This window comes from Selenomonas sp. WCT3, from assembly GCA_900100835.1.
Taxonomy (GTDB): domain Bacteria; phylum Bacillota; class Negativicutes; order Selenomonadales; family Selenomonadaceae; genus Selenomonas_A; species Selenomonas_A ruminantium_E.
In genome coordinates, this window is sequence record FNCM01000001.1 from 87,260 (window position 1) to 104,603 (window position 17,344).

Annotated in this window: 14 protein-coding genes, 1 tRNA gene and 1 riboswitch; of the genes, 3 read left to right on the forward strand and 12 right to left on the reverse strand. The window is 49.2% G+C overall.

Annotated elements, in window-relative coordinates; genetic code table 11:
* Nucleotides 1–23: 23 nt before the first annotated feature.
* The 5 genes from BLQ36_RS00475 to BLQ36_RS00495 form a co-directional block, all read right to left on the reverse strand.
* Nucleotides 24–878 carry a tagatose bisphosphate family class II aldolase gene (locus BLQ36_RS00475; RefSeq protein ID WP_218970061.1) on the reverse strand — a complete coding sequence of 285 codons (855 nt, stop codon included), beginning with the start codon at nucleotides 876–878 and terminating at the stop codon, nucleotides 24–26.
* 173 nt (nucleotides 879–1,051) lie between these two features.
* Complete coding sequence (locus BLQ36_RS00480) at nucleotides 1,052–2,902, reverse strand: glycosyl hydrolase 53 family protein (protein WP_081342163.1); 1,851 nt, start codon at nucleotides 2,900–2,902, stop codon at nucleotides 1,052–1,054.
* Between the two features lie 36 nt (nucleotides 2,903–2,938).
* Nucleotides 2,939–4,372, reverse strand: a complete 1,434-nt coding sequence (locus tag BLQ36_RS00485) for an S-layer homology domain-containing protein (RefSeq protein WP_074513500.1) — start codon at nucleotides 4,370–4,372, stop codon at nucleotides 2,939–2,941.
* A gap of 113 nt (nucleotides 4,373–4,485) precedes the next feature.
* Nucleotides 4,486–6,162, reverse strand: a complete 1,677-nt coding sequence (locus BLQ36_RS00490) for a PTS lactose transporter subunit IIBC (protein WP_074513501.1) — start codon at nucleotides 6,160–6,162, stop codon at nucleotides 4,486–4,488.
* 179 nt (nucleotides 6,163–6,341) lie between these two features.
* Nucleotides 6,342–7,367, reverse strand: coding sequence for a nucleoside/nucleotide kinase family protein (locus BLQ36_RS00495; protein ID WP_072022698.1), 1,026 nt, complete (start codon nucleotides 7,365–7,367; stop codon nucleotides 6,342–6,344).
* A gap of 189 nt (nucleotides 7,368–7,556) precedes the next feature.
* Between BLQ36_RS00495 and BLQ36_RS00500 the strand changes: the two genes are divergently transcribed.
* Both BLQ36_RS00500 and BLQ36_RS00505 read left to right on the forward strand, forming a co-directional pair.
* Nucleotides 7,557–8,633 carry a M48 family metallopeptidase gene (locus BLQ36_RS00500; protein ID WP_074513502.1) on the forward strand — a complete coding sequence of 359 codons (1,077 nt, stop codon included), beginning with the start codon at nucleotides 7,557–7,559 and terminating at the stop codon, nucleotides 8,631–8,633.
* A 128-nt stretch (nucleotides 8,634–8,761) separates the two neighbouring features.
* Entirely contained in the window at nucleotides 8,762–9,814 is a 1,053-nt protein-coding gene (locus BLQ36_RS00505) for an AI-2E family transporter (protein WP_033169622.1), read from the forward strand.
* Nucleotides 9,815–9,855: 41 nt separating this feature from the next.
* On the opposite strand, the gene BLQ36_RS00510 is transcribed toward BLQ36_RS00505, so the two are convergent.
* From BLQ36_RS00510 to thiC, 3 genes are all read right to left on the reverse strand, one after another.
* Nucleotides 9,856–10,302, reverse strand: coding sequence for a CBS domain-containing protein (locus tag BLQ36_RS00510; protein ID WP_074513503.1), 447 nt, complete (start codon nucleotides 10,300–10,302; stop codon nucleotides 9,856–9,858).
* A 67-nt stretch (nucleotides 10,303–10,369) separates the two neighbouring features.
* Nucleotides 10,370–10,750, reverse strand: a complete 381-nt coding sequence (locus BLQ36_RS00515) for a universal stress protein (RefSeq protein WP_033169624.1) — start codon at nucleotides 10,748–10,750, stop codon at nucleotides 10,370–10,372.
* A 120-nt stretch (nucleotides 10,751–10,870) separates the two neighbouring features.
* Nucleotides 10,871–12,178: a phosphomethylpyrimidine synthase ThiC gene (gene thiC / locus BLQ36_RS00520; protein ID WP_074513504.1), complete on the reverse strand. Its 1,308-nt coding sequence runs from the start codon at nucleotides 12,176–12,178 to the stop codon at nucleotides 10,871–10,873.
* Nucleotides 12,179–12,226: 48 nt separating this feature from the next.
* Nucleotides 12,227–12,328, reverse strand: a riboswitch (TPP riboswitch).
* A 126-nt stretch (nucleotides 12,329–12,454) separates the two neighbouring features.
* On the opposite strand from thiC, the gene BLQ36_RS00525 reads away from it, so the two are divergent.
* A tRNA-Pro gene (locus BLQ36_RS00525) sits at nucleotides 12,455–12,531 on the forward strand.
* Between the two features lie 61 nt (nucleotides 12,532–12,592).
* Here BLQ36_RS00525 and BLQ36_RS00530 read toward each other — a convergent pair.
* From BLQ36_RS00530 to BLQ36_RS00545, 4 genes are read right to left on the reverse strand one after another with little or no spacing between them, the layout of a single operon-like run.
* Complete coding sequence (locus BLQ36_RS00530) at nucleotides 12,593–13,960, reverse strand: nitrogenase component 1 (RefSeq protein WP_074513505.1); 1,368 nt, start codon at nucleotides 13,958–13,960, stop codon at nucleotides 12,593–12,595.
* The gene (locus BLQ36_RS00535) at nucleotides 13,953–15,548 is read right to left on the reverse strand and encodes a nitrogenase component 1 (protein ID WP_074513506.1); all 1,596 of its coding nucleotides are present in this window, start codon (nucleotides 15,546–15,548) and stop codon (nucleotides 13,953–13,955) included. Before BLQ36_RS00535 ends, BLQ36_RS00530 begins: the two co-directional genes overlap by 8 nt.
* Nucleotides 15,549–15,562: 14 nt before the next feature.
* Nucleotides 15,563–16,420 carry a nitrogenase iron protein gene (gene nifH / locus BLQ36_RS00540; RefSeq protein WP_033169720.1) on the reverse strand — a complete coding sequence of 286 codons (858 nt, stop codon included), beginning with the start codon at nucleotides 16,418–16,420 and terminating at the stop codon, nucleotides 15,563–15,565.
* Nucleotides 16,421–16,463: 43 nt separating this feature from the next.
* A complete protein-coding gene (locus tag BLQ36_RS00545; RefSeq protein ID WP_074513507.1) occupies nucleotides 16,464–17,327 on the reverse strand; it encodes a radical SAM protein in 864 nt (287 codons plus the stop codon).
* Between the last annotated feature and the right edge of the window lie 17 nt (nucleotides 17,328–17,344).

Consider the following 17,344-nt stretch of genomic DNA (forward strand, 5'->3'; position numbering starts at 1 on the left):
TTCCTTCCCTTTGTCAGCAGAAATCAATACCGATTCTGGCTGCCGCATACCTCAATCTTATGTTTTACGATAGCCTTCATTGCTTCCTTGCCCGGAGTCATATACTTGCGCGGATCATTGGCCCCCGGATTTTCCTTGAAGAATTCCTTCACGGCATTGGAAAATGGAATCTTCAAGTCCGTGGCTACATTGACCTTGCAGATACCCAGCGAAATGGCTTTCTGGACCAATTCGTCCGGTACATCCGAAGCACCATGGAGTACCAGCGGGACTTCTACGCGCTGGCGGATTTCCGTCAGACGGTCAAAGTCCAGTTTTGGCGTTCCTTTGTAAAGTCCATGAGCCGTACCGATTGCCACAGCCAGACTGTCAATTCCCGTATCTTCTACATAGCGCAGGGCATCCTCCGGATTGGTATAGGCACTATCCGCATCATCCACCACAAGATCATCTTCCTGTCCGACCAGTTTCCCAAGCTCTGCCTCTACCGAAGCACCACAGGTATGTGCAAAAGCTACTACTTCTTTTACCTTGTTCACATTCTCATCATACGGCAGGCGGGAAGCATCAATCATTACGCTGCGGCAACCGGCAGCCACCGTACTCTCGATTTCTGCCACATCCTCATGATGATCGAGATGGAACGACATGGGAATGTCGTATTTTTCCATAGCAGTTCCCGTAAGTGCCACCAGATAATCCTTATCTGCATACCGCACCGTTGACGGTGTAGCGGCGATGATTACCGGGGAACGCATTTCACTGGCCGTATCCACTACCACCTGGAATGTTTCCAGATTGTGAATATTAAACGCTGGCACCGCATAATGCTTCTTCTGAGCATCTTTTAACATTTCATTGGTATTGTGCAGTTTCATCATAATCTCTCCCTTTACGTAGGCATCATTTTTCTCCTTATGGCTTTATTATAGGTAGCGGAACCGCGCCTTTGTTTTCGCCTTTTGGAAGAGTTTTCATAACATCGCGGAACCTGCACAAAAAATCACCCCTGCAGGCAGCTGCTTGCAGGGGTGATTGGATTTTGTACGTGTTATTGTTTGTAGAATTCGAAGTTATCGAGCGATCCCCAGGTTCCCGGAGCAGCTTCCATAGTCACTGCCACCGTGCACTTGCCGCCTTTTACCTCAACATCCTTGATGGTAAAGGTATGCCACTCGTTCCAAGCCGTGTCCTTGATATCCACCGACTTCGTCCCCTTGCTGGTGGCAGCGGTAAGCTGATACTTGCTCTGTCCGCCACCGCCCTGGGTCGACACTGCTACGGTGTACTTGCCATCCGCCAATCCGGTGAATTCCTGGCTGGCCGTGAACTTGAATGCCTTGTCACTCCAATAGTGCATCGCACTGGTATCCAGAGCATCGCCGCCTTTGGTTACCACATCCAATACCTTATCGCCAGTAATCGTCCAGCCGTCGAGATTCTGCGCGTTCTCAAAGTTACCATTCTTGAACAGGTTTACCTTGTCCACCACCGTAATCAAGCCAGTAACCGGATATTTTTTTCCCTCAACGGTAACGGTCCCTTTGACCGTATAATCTCCGGCCTGCTGGAAAACAGGATTCGGCTTCTCCCAATCGATCTCCACACTTTCCGCATGATCATCCGAGAACGTCACGCGCGTCTTGGGCGGCAGTTTGGCTGCCGTGCCACGGCCGGCCTCCCCCGTCACATCATCCACTTCCTTAACGGCCGGTTTGACCGTCGGCAGCGACTTGTCGCTGACATCCGTAAATACCTTCCAGGACTCCAGTGCCTTGCCCTTGTTATCGAACATGACCAGGTTATCCCATTCATTTCCCTGATCCTTAAAGGCACCAGCCCCCGGCACAGCATACCAGTCCGGCTCCCAATAGAACATGCCGATACCTCTGCCATTCGGCACATCCGCGAGACTCTGCATAACGGTACGCAGCCCCGTAGCCTGCCCCTGTACGGTCGAACGGAAACCGCCCACATATTCCGCCTGTGCATCATAGGGGTTTTTCGTATCGTCAAAGTTCTCGTTGGTATAACCGAATGCCGTCTCGACAATAATCACATCTTTGTTGTAACGGGCCGACAAATCCTTGATATTTGCACGCATAGCATCCATATTGCCATGCCAGAACGGATAATAGGACAAACCAATGACATCAAAATCATTGACCCCGTTATCCTTGATCAACTGATTATAAAATGTCTGCGAAGCGGCATTGTCGCCACCTTTGTCGATGTGAATCATGGTCCTGATATTCGGATCCGTCTCATGTACAGCCTTCAGGCCGCTTGCCACAAAGGAAGCCAGCGTCTTGCCATTATCCTTGGCTGGCAGTTTGCCCAGAGGCCAGATCATGCCGTTGGTGATTTCATTGCCCACCTGCACCATTTCCGGCAGCTGACCGGCTTTCTTGAAATCCCCCAGCACTTTTTTCGTATACTGGTAGACATCCTTGGCCACTTTTTTGGCATCATCCTTTTCCCAGGCTTTCGGTGCCCACTGCTTGCCAGGATCCGCCCAGAAATCGCTGTAATGGAAATCAATAAGCACCTTCATGCCGAGTTCATGCGCACGCTTTGTCATCGCCAAAGCACGTTCTGCCGTGGTATAGCCGCCGCCATTGGCATGATCCGGATTATTCCAGATGCGCAGGCGGATCCAGTTGATGCCGTATTTTTTCATGATGGCCAGCTCATCCATCTCCGTGCCATCCATATCGTAGAACTTGCCGCCCAGGGATTCCAGCTCCGGCAGCATAGACACATCCGCACCTTTAATAAAATCCGCACTGAGATTGGGAATGGGATTGACCTGCACGGCTGCATCAGCCGTAAACGGAAACAACGATACGGCCCCTGCTGCTAGTGCTCCCAATACTAAACTTTTAAGACTTGCGTTCTTCATGCTATCTTCCTCCTGCAACCTGTTTGCCCTTCTTGCTTAGAAGCTGAAAATAAGTCCCGACAGCAGCATGTTGTCATAGGTGCCATATTTCGTATTATACGTCTTCATACGATGCCAGTTGAGTTCCACATTTGCCTGCGGTGCCAGCATATAACTGAAGCCAATTCCATAACCACGGCAGCCGCCTGCGTCGCCGCCATAACCATTACCACCAGCAAAATCCATATGATGGCCCCATCCAGAGGAATCCACCGCATAGTTGCCCAATGCTGCATATTCCACATACGTATGCCACGTATTTTTCTTCATCCAGTCAAGATTGCCATAGACCACGCGCGTCCAGAAGCCATGCTTGTTCTGGTCTTTGCCCGTCATGGCCACATTGTTGACAATCCCCTCTGCGAGCCAGGTAACACGCGGGGAAAGTTTGGTGTTGAAGCCCACCGCAGTCTGGTTCAGTTTATAATCCACTGCTTTGCCATAGAAATTAATCCAGCCCCAGTCGTTGACAGAAGGATTCCAGAGCTGCGCATCCATTTTCGCGTTCAAGTGGGACACGGTAATGGTCGTAGCACTGCTCGACCGTACGGATACATTGGCAAAGAACCCTGGCATCCACTTATCTTTTCCCTGACCCCAGTTTTCTGCCGTGATATCGCCCCAGCCAAACATGGCATCCATTTTCGGGCCGAAGGTCTTATTTACCGCGAAACCATCGATACCATTTTCCCACCAGATAAGGCCCTGTCCAAGGTTTTTCTCCATGCGGCCAGCGTCAATCCGGAAACCATTTTTCGCGGACCAATTCACTTCGGCCCGATCCAGGGTAACATTACCATGGTTATCACTGCCCAGTCCATGGTCTTTATCGGCATCACTGCGATTGGTCTCATGCTCGAGTTTCAAACGTGCATTGAACGACAGATTTGGAGCAGGCTCTCCCCACATCCCAAGGCGGAAACGAGTCGGCGCTACTTTTTCCTTCTTGTCCAAATGTTTTTTCATATCAGCATCCATGCCAGCCACATTCAATTTTTTATAATAATTTCCCTTGATGTTCTGTGCATAACGGAAACGCACATCGCCAAACATCTTGATATTAGACTGCTTGCTCTTGATATTGTTGATTTCCTGTTCTACATTGGACAGGCGTACATCCATATCTTTGAGCTCCGCGGAAAATTCTTTTTTAAGTTTGTTAATGGCTCCTTTATCCTTCGGCTGGACATTGTCGTATTTCTCCATAGCCTTGGCCACGATCTGCGCCATCTCATAGCGGTTCATGGTCTTGGTTCCCCTGAATGTGCCATCGCTATAGCCTTCCAGCACGCCATCCTCGGCAAGCATGGTGACTGCGTCATAAGCCCAATGTCCTTCTGGTAAATCCTTGAAGGGATTCTGTGCGGCAAAAGCCGTCGTGCTCATCGTCGTTGCTGCTAAGACTGCTGCCATAAGAGCTGCTTTTTTCATGTTTTTTCCTCCTAATTTCCCCAATATTCTGTAAAATTTCCCATAAAAATACTCCTGCTGCCACCGTTGCCATCCTACAACTGGCAGCAGGAGTTATTTTTCCTACATAAAGTTTAGTGTGCCATCAAGGCCAGGGCAAAGTCCAAAGCTTTGTCCGGGTCACGCGTGAGCCCCACATATTCGCGGCCGCTGGTCGTAGCACTCTTGACGCCTTTGGCATCACAGTCAGACTTCAATTCATCGTACATCGAAGCCATCTGCGGAGCCAGGACAACGAGATCAAAATCCGTAATGATATCCTTGTGCTGTCCATATGCCATAGCAATGGATTCTACCGGTGCGTGGCGATGCTCAGCCCCTTTGGTAATCGCCTTAGCCAGCATAGAGCTGGTAGCACCAGAAGCACAGAGTACCAGGACTCGTTTTTCCTCACTAGGCAGTTCCTCGGAAGCGGATACCGGAGCCGGCTCAGGAACTGCAGCCTCATCCTCATCCGCCTTGGCCATTATGTCTTCCATGACTCCATCTCTTTCCCTTGCTACCAGCTGCGCATCGTAAACACGGAAGAACGGATAGTACAGTGCCGCATCCATAACCAAAAGCAACGGAGCCAGTACAAAGGCCATCTGGGCAAAGCCCGTACCGATGATGAGACCGATAGGCGCCGGCGTAGTCCATGGCAGGATATACGTAAAGGCATTCATGCCCAGATTATCCACGAAGAATTTGAACACCCAGACATTGAGAATCGGGGTAAGGACAAATGGGAAGAACAATACCGGATTAAGCACAATCGGAGCACCGAAGATAATCGGTTCGTTGACGGCAAACGTAACCGGCACGATAGAAGCGCGTCCCACAGCACGAAGCTGTTTGGATTTTGCGATAAAGGCACACATAGCGCAGAACATCAGCGTTGCGCCCGTACCGCCCAGGGTAGCGACAAAGTAAGACGTCGGATGCGTGAGAATGTTCGTGGCATGTCCCCCCGCATTGACAATCTGCAGGTTTGCCTCGATATTGGCAATGTAGATAGCCGTAACCGCTGGTTCAACAATCGACGGGCCATGGATTCCCACGAACCAGAACATAGCCATGGCACCATAGATGATAGCCAGACCGATGTAGCCATCCGCTGCCACAAAGAGCGGCTTGAATACTTCCAGGATCCAGGCACCGAACATCATGCCCGTAGCTTCCTTGAACACGATGCCAAAAACCCAGTAAATCATAACTGCTACCGACAACGGGATAAGATCCGCGAAAGTCTGCGCAATATAGTGCGGAACTTCATCCGGCAGCTTGATGGTAATGTTACGCTTTACAAAGAACTTGTAGATATTCGGAACGGTGAAGGCTACGACAAAAGCGGAAAGCAGACCTTTCGTCCCCATGAACTCTGTGGAAATTCCCCCTTCCACGGGAGCAACTGCCAAGAGCAGCAAGCAGATAATCGAAACAATCATGACCGATACGTCATTGATCTGACGCAGTTTCGGCATTTTGGTGTTAATGCTGTCCGTCAGGCTTTTCGCAATCGTAGCCACCATGAGGATGCCCAGCATGCCCATACTGTAGTTATAAGCCTGCCATAAGACCGTACTGATGGCTTTCGGCCATTTGTAGTCGAAAATCTCTGGTACGCATGCCACCAAAATAAATAGCGATGAAAATAGGATAACCGGTATGCAGCTGACAAATCCATCCCGGATTGCCCGCAAATAGATGTTGTTAGAAACCTTTTCGAAAAGAGGCTTCATTTTCTCTACCATCTGAATGAGTTTTTCCATGACACTTTCCCTTTCTTTTTCTTCCAGTAAAGACCCCTAATTGTTTTTCCCCTTGTTATGATTATAGTATAATAAAAACGTGTTTATTCGTGTTTTCACGTTTTGAAAATGTTTTCAATCCTATTTGCACGCAAAAAGAACTACCCTCTTATTGTTACCCAAGAGGGCAGTTCCACCTTTTATTTCAAGATATCCGCCAATTCTTCCGGTGTCAGTTCAAACGTCTCCATAATAGCCTTACTGCTCATTGTCCCATCCAAGTACAATTTCCGCAGGATTGTACGGCGGGCTGCGGATAAGCCTTCCGCATAACCATTTTTGAATAAAGCACCATTATTTCCCTGCTCTACCCCCATACGGCGATTGATTCCGCCCAGCAAACTGCTTTCGATTGAGACATTTGGCTTTTTCCACAAAGCATTCCGATCCACCATATTGGTCGGCATAATTTTTCCCTTCAGCTGGTAATCCCCATCGCCAAGCATCTGCCAAGTTTCATCTGCCGGCCAGGACTTTTTGAGCACCCGTTCCACATTGATACGGTCACTTTCCCGGTAAAACCGCTCTGCATCCTCCCGCGATTTACCGCCGGCCATTTTCCGGGCAATAAGCCGCTCTTTCAAATCACGCGGCTCTGCACTGATAAACAGCGAATAATCCGCATAACTGCGGATTTTCTGCCACGGGTCTTCGCCTAACAACAGCCAATTTCCTTCCAATAGAATTATCTTGCGGCGAATCTTTACGACTTCCTCCACGACATCGTGAATCGAACGGTCGTAAATCGGCCAACGAATATCTGCCATGCGGACCGTTTCGAGCTTTTCCACAAGGTGTTCCACGTCAAAAGTCTCTGGACATCCCTTTACCGCCGCCATGGGAATCTTTTCGCCATTGCGCTCCACATGATGATTGCGGATGTAATCGCTATGATAATGGAACCCATCGAGGCCAATGGATTGCACGGGCTCAAGAGATGAATCCGTCAAGGACAGCTGCTCTAACAGCAGTGCCAACGTGGATTTGCCAGTTCCCGGAGGCGCTACCAAAAAAATCACCAAACGTTTTCCTACCCCTTGTTGCATTTTGGTCATTCGACGCAGGAATGGAACAAACAGATTATCAATTGTCGCCTGATTGTATTGTACCTTATGCCCCAGGCCATTTATTGTAAGGCGGCAGGTTCGCCACACTTTCCCCCCCATATTTTCTCCTCCTATCATTCCTTTGGTAAAAGCAAACTCTTCTTGCATTATACCGCCAATGTTCTAGTTTTGCCATAGGCAAAACTTCCCTTAGTTTTAAGAAGTTCATTAGAATTTTCATACTTTTTTCTAACCTATTTTTGTTATAATTGAAGATAGCAATTGATATATATAACGGAGGTTGATAGTATGATTACCCGGTTCCAATCCCGTAAAAAAATAACCAGCCTGCTAGCTGCCGGCATTATTGCCTCAACGACTGCTGCGGGAGTCTTTATGCCGACTCCGGCCGAAGCCAGTACCGCCAGCATTTTAGGTGCGGCAATTGGCGGAATACAAGCTCGCAGCGAACTCAATAAAACCCTGCACAAATACAACGATACCGAAGAAGGCCGTCAGGAATATTTCCAAGCCATGAAAAAACAGTACGGCGTCAACAATGATTGGGCTCTTAACCAGCAGCTTGACCGCATCATGACCAATCTCACGGCAGCCATCGGTGCGGTCGATCCATCCATTTATCAAAAGCCCTATAATTATTTCATCAACAACGAAACCAGCTTCAATGCCTTTTGCACCTTAGGACACAACCTTAGCGTCAATACGGGGCTCTATAATGTACTTACCAACGAAGATGAAATTGCTGTCGTATTAGGGCACGAACTCGGCCACGGTCAAAAAGACCATCCGGCAAAGGGTGCCCGCCGGTCACTCAACATGGCGATTCTGGGCTCAGCAACGGGAACCACTGCCGGTGCAATCATGGCAACCGTCGTAAATAATCGTAACATTACGAAACCAATGGAACGCGAGGCTGATGCACTGGCTTTTGACTACATCATCCACACGAATTACAACCCCGGTGCCACAGCCGCCGTATGGCAGCGCGTAATGGACCTTTCGAAGAGCAATCCTTCTGGCATCCAGGCCTTTATATCCGACCATCCTTCCAACGATAACCGCCGCGATGCCTATTCCAAAAAACTTACCACCTACAGCGGTGGACATGTTACCAACAAAGACGGCGTCATAAAGGTCAACACCAAAGTATTCACGACACCGGCAGCCGCTGGCGGCATGAGTGCCCGTGAACGTGCTTACTTCGTCATGGGCAACCTCTGTGCCGCCTATCATAATGGCCATAACCGCAGTGCTGCTTATGCCAACGGCAATACCGTCATGCTTGGCGCCCACCCCATCATGACCTGCGTCGAAGGCGACGAACCCGCATCGACGCTTGCTGCCCGCCTCAACCAAATCAAATAAATGACCAGTGGCGATAGGCAATGAAGTCTCTCAAGGAAAGCGTTCAAAATGAACCGCTTTCCTTTTTTTGTACGACTGATATATAATGGTAACAAATACGTAATGCAGTCATGCGAAAGGACATCATCATGCAAATACGCGATTATCGCACTTCCATCCTGTTAGGTATTACCTTTACCATTTTGTTATCCACCTTCTGGTATATGCCGCAACTGGCCTTTATCATCTTCATCTCCCTGCTGTTGCAACTTCTCTTGTTGCCACCAGTAAACTGCCTGAATAAAAAAATGCCCCGCGCCTTAGCCGCCGGAATTGTACTCATTGCTTTTGTCAGCTTTACGTTTCTATTGCTGGCATTAGTCTCCAGCAGCTTTGTCCCGACCTTCTCTCACTTCATTACCGATTTCCCACAACTGACGGAAAAAATTCAGAACGTTCCACTATTGCAGGAATCCGAATTTCTTAATACCGAACTGGATAATGTCTGGGCGGAGCTGAAATCCACCAGTGTCGATGCCCTAAAATCCTCTCTAACCGTTCTTTTGTCCCTATTCAACAAAATCATCGACATGGTCATCATCCTCTTTGTGACCTTTTATCTCCTCAAAGACGGCGAAGAAATCAAACAGTACCTTGCTACCCGTTTCCCACAAAAGGATACCGGACGCGTCTTGAAACTTTTTAACCGCATTTTAAATGCTCTGCGTACCTACATTTTCAGTCAGCTCGTCATCTGTTGCATTACTGCTGTGATTGTCTTCCTATATTTTACTCTGCGGAATCTCCCCTATGCTTCAGTCTTTGCCATGGTTTCCGGCATCTGCGAGTTCATCCCTGTATTGGGTCCCACGGTCGCTTCTGCCTTTGGAATCCTACTGACGGCCACCGTTGATCCATTCATCGCCCTACAGACTGCTGGCTTTTACCTGCTGCTCACACAAATCAATCACAACTTCATCTATCCCACAATGATTGGTAAATCCCTAAACCTCCATCCCATTGCCATTATTCTTGGCATTATTCTCGGAGGAGAACTACTTGGTGCCCCCGGCATGTTCCTGGCTGTCCCCTTCATCGTCATCTGCAAATTGGTCATTGAAGACATCTACGAACATCGCCTGCGCCAATTGGAAAACAAAAAAAATTCGCGCTGGCTTGCACAAAAAAATCCCAAAATATAACAAATGGCTGTACCATTTTTCGGTACAGCCATTTGTTATATTTACAAAAACATCTTCACAATATCTGCTCGACTGACAATGCCGACCAAATGGCCGATATCATCCACTACCGGAAGCCGTTTGATATGTTTGTTCAACATGATTTTGGCCACCTTGCCAACCTCATCTTCCCCTTTGACGGTCATAACCTTTTCTGTCATAATCTGCTCAGCAGTAAGTGCGGCAAACTTCCGGAAAGCATCCCGATATTCCGTCAGGCCATTATAGTAGATTACTGCACCAAGGATACATAGTTCATCAGGGGCCTCTGGCGCAGCCTCTTTGCGGAGCAAATCCCCTTCGCTGACAATACCGCGAAGTTCTCCTGCCGCATCCACCACCGGTACTCCCGATATCCGATTGGAAATCAAAAGCTCCGCCAATTCCCGGATTGTTGCCTCCGGATGAACGGTAATCACCTCTTTGGTCATGATTTCTTTTACCAGCATGATACGCACCTCGCTTCGTCCCTAGCAAAAACTGCCAGCGGAAAACCACTGGCAGCTGCCAACATTCTTATTTAATGACCATAACGGGAATCGGCGACTCCTCAATAACCTTCTGACTGACACTGCCAATCAAGGCCCCTTTGAAAAGTCCGAGACCGCGGCTGCCCATGATAATCATGTCGCTGTGTTCCTGTCCGGCCACGCGAATGATGGCCTTGGGAATATTGCCCGTTTCTACATGTTTCGCAGCGCGGAGATCATCCGGAATCTTCTCCCAAATGCGGTCAAATACGATATGGCTGGGAATGTCCTTATTGATATTGCTGGCTACATAGACAAAGTCCAGATCCGCCTGGCACTTTTCCGCAAAGAAAATTGCCTCGTCTACCGCCTTGCAACCGTTGACCGAACCATCAACCGGAACCAGGATTTTTTTGATTTTCCCCATAATAAAACCTCCCTGCGAGTCTGTTTTATTGTTTATACCTTAGTATTCGGTATTTTTCCTGATGATTCCTGCTTTTAGACAGAATTTTTTCAATTGTTTTCTCTGAACATTCCCCTTGGATTAATCGCTACAGGGACACTGCGGTTTATCAAAATACTTGCTGATAATCTTAACCGCACAATAGTCGCCACACATGGAGCAAGCTTCTTCACCAGTCTTATTTCGTTCCCCGCGTTTTTTCCGTGCTAAATCTGGATCGATAGCCAGTTCCAGTTGTGCATCCCAGTCGAGAATCTTACGCGCTTCGGCCATTTTGCGGTCCCATTCTACAGCTCCCGGAACTCCGCGCACCATATCCGCTGCATGGGCCGCAATCCGCGAAGTGATCACACCGGTGTGGACGTCTTCAATCGTCGGCAGAGCCAAATGTTCAGCCGGCGTCACATAGCAAAGAAAATCCGCACCGCTTACCGCAGCCAGCGTGCCGCCGATTGCCGCGGTAATATGATCATACCCCGGCGCCACATCCGTCACCAGCGGGCCTAACACATAGAAGGGAGCATTGCGGCACAGTCGTTTTTCCAATTTCATATTGGCGGCAATCTGATCATAAGGGACATGCCCCGGCCCCTCCACCATGACCTGCACACCGCGGCGCCAAGCCCGATCGACGAGCTCGCCCAGCGTAATGAGCTCCGTCAGCTGGCCGCGATCGGTAGCATCTGCCGTACACCCTGGCCGCATGCCATCGCCCAAACTGAGCGTCACATCATATTTTTCACAGATATCAAGAATCTTATCGAAATGCTCATAAAGAGGATTTTCCCGCTCATTGTGAAGCATCCAGCCAGCGATAAAAGACCCGCCCCGGCTGACGATATCCATGATGCGCCCCTGTTTGCACATGCGCTCTACTGCGGCCAGCGTTACACCACAGTGCAAGGTCATAAAATCGGCGCCATCCTTGGCTTGTTTTTCAATCGTCTCCAGAATATCTTCTTCGGTCATTTCTACTACTGCTCCATGCTCTTTGATGGCCCGAACCGTAGCTTGATAAAGAGGAACAGTTCCCACCATGACCGGAGAATGTTCGATGATTTCTTTTCTTGACAGGTCAATATTATTGCCCGTGGAAAGGTCCATGACAGCATCCGCACCGCATTTGACCGCTTCCGCCAGCTTATCCAGTTCGGGGGCCACATCAGGATAGGAACTGGACGTACCAATATTGGCATTTACTTTTACCCGCAGGCCTTCCCCTACCCCACGGGGTTTCAGCCCCTTGTGATTGATGTTGCAAGGAATTGCAATAACCCCTTTTGCTACCCCGGCGCGTATCACCTCTGGGGATAGGTGTTCATCCAAAGCCACCTGTTTCATTGCATCAGTAATCTTGCCCTCACGTGCCAGCTGCATCTGTGTTGCCATATTGTTACCTCCTAAAAATATAAAAGCCGCCCAGCATAGCTAAGCGGCATTTTTTGCATCTCACTTCCCTACGCAGGTCTTAACCCAACAGGTTCCAAGGGTCGACGTAACGTCTCTCAGCAGGACAAGCCTGCGCCCCTAGTGAATCTTCTTATACAATTAACGATAATAGTGTAACAAATACCCACAATTTATGCAACTATAAACTTTCTTGAAAAATTTTAAAATAAGTGTTGACAAGCACTAGGTTTCTGCGTATAATATTTCATGTACTCACGGGATGTGGCACAGTTTGGTAGCGCGCTTCGTTCGGGACGAAGAGGCCGCAGGTTCGAATCCTGTCATCCCGACCATTGAAAAGTTAAGCCAGCAACTTCGGTTGCTGGCTTTTTTGTATTTAATTTCATGCCCTGCTTATGCCGATTTACTGATGGCTGTTGTAAAGATTTTCTCCAAAAGCGTAAGGGCCCCGCGATAACCAATGTAAGTCTTATTGATGACCACATCATAGGAAACCGGATAGCTGACTTCCACGATGTGCCCGTTAAGCTCTTTCGTAATGTCCCGTTCCCAGGTGGTACCAAAAATTATCGGCGGTTTATGTCCATATTCTCCCTGCTTGATTGCCTGAGTGACGAGATACCCGTCTTCGATAAAATCTACCTCCGCCGATACATCATCAGCCAACTGTTTGTATTCTTCACGAATCGCCTCCCGGTATTTCTCCGGTGTATTATCGGTGATAATCTGTTTAGCCGGGATAAGTCCCAACTGGTTGACCAGGAATTTGTTAAGAGCCAGATTATACGTCGCATCGCTGGCAACCGCATAAGAAGCCGGCAGTCCCCACCAATACTCGGCATAAAAATCCGTGAAGTATTCCAAATAATAATAGTATTCCTTTTCCTCACGTTTGATGAAAGCTTCCGTCTTTACCTCATTCTCTTTCGCAAAGGCCGCAATCGACCGCAAAAATCCCCCTACCTGCTTGGCTCCTATGGGCAGAATCGGCAAATGGAGATAGGGTTGCTTGTATTTTCTCTCCAACAATTTTGCCGTTTTCAGCCCCAGCCATGGTCCTACTACCAGATTAAACTCCGCGTTGGGTATGGTCAGCCATTCTTTTACCCCAGCCGAGCCATAGCCGAACAAGATATTTACCTGCCATCCCGCACCTTCCAGGATGCGTTTCAGCTCCGCTAGATCTCCTCGCCAAAAAGTATTCTGAAAGGGAAGCTCTGCCCAGACATTTATCAGGCCTTTCTTCTTGGTTGTCTTATCCGGCGCAAATTTATCTACATACTGTTCGATGATGGCTTCGGTAACAATCTCATGACCAGTAAAATTATTCCCCTTGAAACCACCAGTCTCCGCCGAAACAATGGGAATCCCTTTTTTCTGGTAACGAGCCACCACAGCGCCAATATCATCACCTACAATTTCGGGAATACAGCCATTGAGCACGACAAACAGGTCCGCTTCCATGATTTTCAAAGAGGCGGCTATCAGCTGATCAAGGTGTTTAGCACCGCCAAACACCACATCTTTTTCCTGCAAATTCGAGCTTGGTGTTACGGCACCACCAGCATAACCGCCGCCCTGATAGCCATTATAGAAGGCCAGGCTCATATACTGTTTGTCAACACAGCCTGGGCCGCAATGGGTGATGGGCATGGCTCCCGGAATCGCAGTAACCGAATGCAACGCCCCCAACGCGCAGCCATAACGCACTTGATTGATGGAATTTGTCTGTTTGCATTTATCTTTCTTTGTCTTAGGCATGAGCACCAACCTCCACTCTTTCCTCTGCACGATATCCTTCTGCCTCTTCGTCATCCTCAATCAATTCCGGATGTTTGGCCAGAATATAGGCATCCTTCTGTTTCAGCCACCATTTTTTATAGGGCAGTTTTACATGCTTACGGATATCATCGTGGAATTTTTTATGCGCTAAAATTTCCAAAATGGTCTCGCCGAGATTTATCATACCATCATATCCTACCGCAATATGCTCATCCCCCAACGGCGCTGCCGGAATCCCCAGCCGCGACGCCAATGGTGCCAGCCCGTTATGACGGATAAGCAGAAAATCCGGTTTGACTTGCTGCAGAAATGCGTAAAGCTGATACTGCTGGCGATTCGAAACATGGAAGTTGCTGACCTTGCCATAGTGCTGATTCAAATACCCTAAAGAATCCTCCTGGGTATCACCGCTATCATAGACCGGATCATGGTGGAAGGTCAAAGAACCATCTACTTCAATCCCCAGTTCCCGCATAACCTGGATCAAGCCGTGAGCATAGGCCGAACCGGTAGCCACGAATCCTTTGACGCCCTTAAGCTTTTTCTTCAGCTCTTCCACCCGGGGCTTAACCCGTTCGTGTTCTGCCTGGATAAAGGGTTCCACCAAATCTTCCCGGTGAGTGACCCGCGCCAATTCCCGCAACCAGGCGTCCGTACCAGCAAAGCCATAGGGCATCGGCGCCTTAACCTCCGGCACGCCAAAATGCTGTTCCAGTGCCGCAGCCAAATAAGAGGACAGCGTATAGCAGAACCCCACCGTAGCGGCCGCTTCCGACATCTGAGCCAACTCCTCAACGGAAGCCAAATCCACAACATAATTTACCCGCAGATTCAAATTCTTGAGCAGCGGCGTAAACACATCCGACCCCCAGAGGTTGATGACATTGACCAAGTCTTCCTGTTTTTTCTGAGGATTGCGGCGTACAATCTGCCGCAAAATTCCATGCTGCGTAGCGTCAAAACCGGTGCTCCAATGCTTGGAACGAAAACCTTCGCAAGCCAAGGGCACTACCGGAATCCCCAGCTCCGCTTCTTTTTCATCGGTTATGCTTTCGATATCCTCCCCGATAATTCCCGTAGCGCAGGAAGACGCCACAAAGATTGCCTGGGGTTTATACCGTTCCCAAGCGTCATCGATGGACTGGCGCAGTTTATCGGCGGCCCCAAATACCATGTCACTTTCCTTTAGGTTAGTACTGATAATGCGGATGTTTTCCACCTTGTAGCCCCGCATTGCCAAGCCATTGCGATAGATGGCATTATATTCCACCTGTCCGCCGCCGCAGCCTATAGGGGAATGCTGAATCAGCACAGCATCTCGCACGTTGCCAGCCTGGCATTCCACCATTTGCTCGCTACAAACCGCCCCCTGAGTGAAGGGGCCACTCAATTCACAAAGACGGCAATTACCGCCGCATCCTTTCCTGCCCCGCTCCTTTTGTCCGCGCAGTTCATACCCGGACTGCTCATGTAAATCCTCCGAATTGCCATCCCAGGCGATAATCGTCCCCAGGCGCTGTTCCCGCGGTTCTACGGAGGCCATATCCAGATTTATCTTCTTTGGCATAGGACATCCTCCCTTCAAATGCGATAATCGTCTTCCACATTATCCATCAAGCCGTATTCCAGCAGGATTTCTTCCAGCCGTTCCTGGGTCATGGGCGTAGGAATTACAAAATTCTCATTATCCTCAATGCTTTTGGCCAGTTGACGGTATTCATCTGCCTGATGGGCCTCCGGCTTGTATTCAATCACCGTCTTTTTGTTAATTTCCGCATGCTGAACAATGTTGTCACGGGGTACAAAGTGAATGAGCTGCGTGCCCAATTCCTTGGCAAAGGCACGCAAAAGTTCGATTTCCCGATCGACATTGCGGCTGTTACAGATAATCCCCCCTAAACGCACGCCACCCTTTTTCGCATAACGGGCAATCCCCTTTGAGATGTTATTGGCCGCATACAGAGACATCATCTCACCACTGGCAACGATATAGATTTCCTTGGCCTTGCCTTCGCGAATCGGCATGGCAAAACCACCGCAAACCACATCGCCAAGGACATCATAAAATACGTAATCCAAATCATCGGTATAAGCACCCAGCCGCTCCAGCAAGCCAATTGAAGTGATGATGCCACGGCCAGCGCAGCCCACCCCCGGTTCCGGACCACCTGACTCCACACAGCGCGTCCCGCCGAAGCCCTCTTTCAAAATGCTGTCAAGCTCTACATCTTCACCTTCATCCCGCAAGGTATCCAGAACAGTCTTCTGGGCCAGGCCGCCTAACAGCAGCCGGGTCGAATCCGCCTTAGGGTCACAGCCCACCACCATGACATGTTTCCCCAGTTCCGTAAGACCCGCCGTAAGATTCTGCGTCGTCGTGGATTTACCGATTCCCCCTTTGCCATAGATTGCAATCTGACGTAAGCTTTCATTTGCCATAAATAATCTCTCCTTTTTATCGATAACTGTTTCTGCATCTTTCTCAGCCATGAGAAAAGGTTTCCTTGATCGCCAGCATCCCTTGATAGACCTGCTGACTGAAATTGCTTTTCCCCGGGACCCCTACAGCATCAGCCCGGCAATGCTGGCAGTGCCGAAATACATCGATGTATTCTCCTGCCTCTTTCCGCGCCACCGCCAGATCCACACAACTAGGTGCTTCACAATCTTTAAGGTCGTGCTGCGGAATCAAGGGAATGATGTTGTAAATAGAAGCCCCTGCCGCCTTGACCGCTTTGGCAATCTCACCAATGTGGAACCGGTTGATTTCATTCACCAGTACCGTATTTACCTTGACCACCACACCAGCTTCTGCCACCTTGCGGATGCCCTCCAGCTGATTGCGGATTAGAATACGACCTGCCTCCTCCCCTTCATAACGCCGGCCATGATAGACCAGACCATTTATGATTTTGGCCACAATAGACGGATCAACGCCATTGACCGTAACCGTCAACGTATCGATGCCGACCGCGATTACCTCCTCGGCCCGCTCAGCTAACAGCAATCCATTGGTGCTCATGCACTTTAGAAGCTGCGGGAACCGGTCACCAATTAACCGGAAGGTCTCCAAGGCCCGGTCCGAGGCCAACGTATCACCGGGCCCCGCAATCCCCACTACACTGAGTTCCGGACAAAACTGCAAGGCTTTTTCTACATACCCTGCTGCCTCTTCCGGCTCGATAACTTTTGTTGTCACCCCGGGCCGATTCTCGACATCATTTAGTTTTCGGTCGCAGAACCGGCAGGCAAGATTACAACCAGGACATACCGGCAAATGGATACGTCCTCGATTCTGTTTTGCGCCAAAGCATGGGTGTATTTCTTTTACTCGTTTTGCATCCATAGCGCTACGCCCTTTCC

Coding starts and splice junctions, on each gene's coding strand:
- BLQ36_RS00500 (WP_074513502.1), top strand. CDS start 7,557: ATGATTACCCGGTTCCAATCCCGTAAAAAAATAACCAGCCTGCTAGCT.
- BLQ36_RS00485 (WP_074513500.1), bottom strand. CDS start 4,372: ATGAAAAAAGCAGCTCTTATGGCAGCAGTCTTAGCAGCAACGACGATG.
- BLQ36_RS00480 (WP_081342163.1), bottom strand. CDS start 2,902: ATGAAGAACGCAAGTCTTAAAAGTTTAGTATTGGGAGCACTAGCAGCA.
- BLQ36_RS00530 (WP_074513505.1), bottom strand. CDS start 13,960: ATGCCTAAGACAAAGAAAGATAAATGCAAACAGACAAATTCCATCAAT.
- BLQ36_RS00490 (WP_074513501.1), bottom strand. CDS start 6,162: ATGGAAAAACTCATTCAGATGGTAGAGAAAATGAAGCCTCTTTTCGAA.
- nifH (WP_033169720.1), bottom strand. CDS start 16,420: ATGGCAAATGAAAGCTTACGTCAGATTGCAATCTATGGCAAAGGGGGA.
- BLQ36_RS00535 (WP_074513506.1), bottom strand. CDS start 15,548: ATGCCAAAGAAGATAAATCTGGATATGGCCTCCGTAGAACCGCGGGAA.
- BLQ36_RS00510 (WP_074513503.1), bottom strand. CDS start 10,302: ATGCTGGTAAAAGAAATCATGACCAAAGAGGTGATTACCGTTCATCCG.
- thiC (WP_074513504.1), bottom strand. CDS start 12,178: ATGGCAACACAGATGCAGCTGGCACGTGAGGGCAAGATTACTGATGCA.
- BLQ36_RS00475 (WP_218970061.1), bottom strand. CDS start 878: ATGAAACTGCACAATACCAATGAAATGTTAAAAGATGCTCAGAAGAAG.
- BLQ36_RS00495 (WP_072022698.1), bottom strand. CDS start 7,367: ATGGGGGGGAAAGTGTGGCGAACCTGCCGCCTTACAATAAATGGCCTG.
- BLQ36_RS00515 (WP_033169624.1), bottom strand. CDS start 10,750: ATGGGGAAAATCAAAAAAATCCTGGTTCCGGTTGATGGTTCGGTCAAC.
- BLQ36_RS00505 (WP_033169622.1), top strand. CDS start 8,762: ATGCAAATACGCGATTATCGCACTTCCATCCTGTTAGGTATTACCTTT.
- BLQ36_RS00545 (WP_074513507.1), bottom strand. CDS start 17,327: ATGGATGCAAAACGAGTAAAAGAAATACACCCATGCTTTGGCGCAAAA.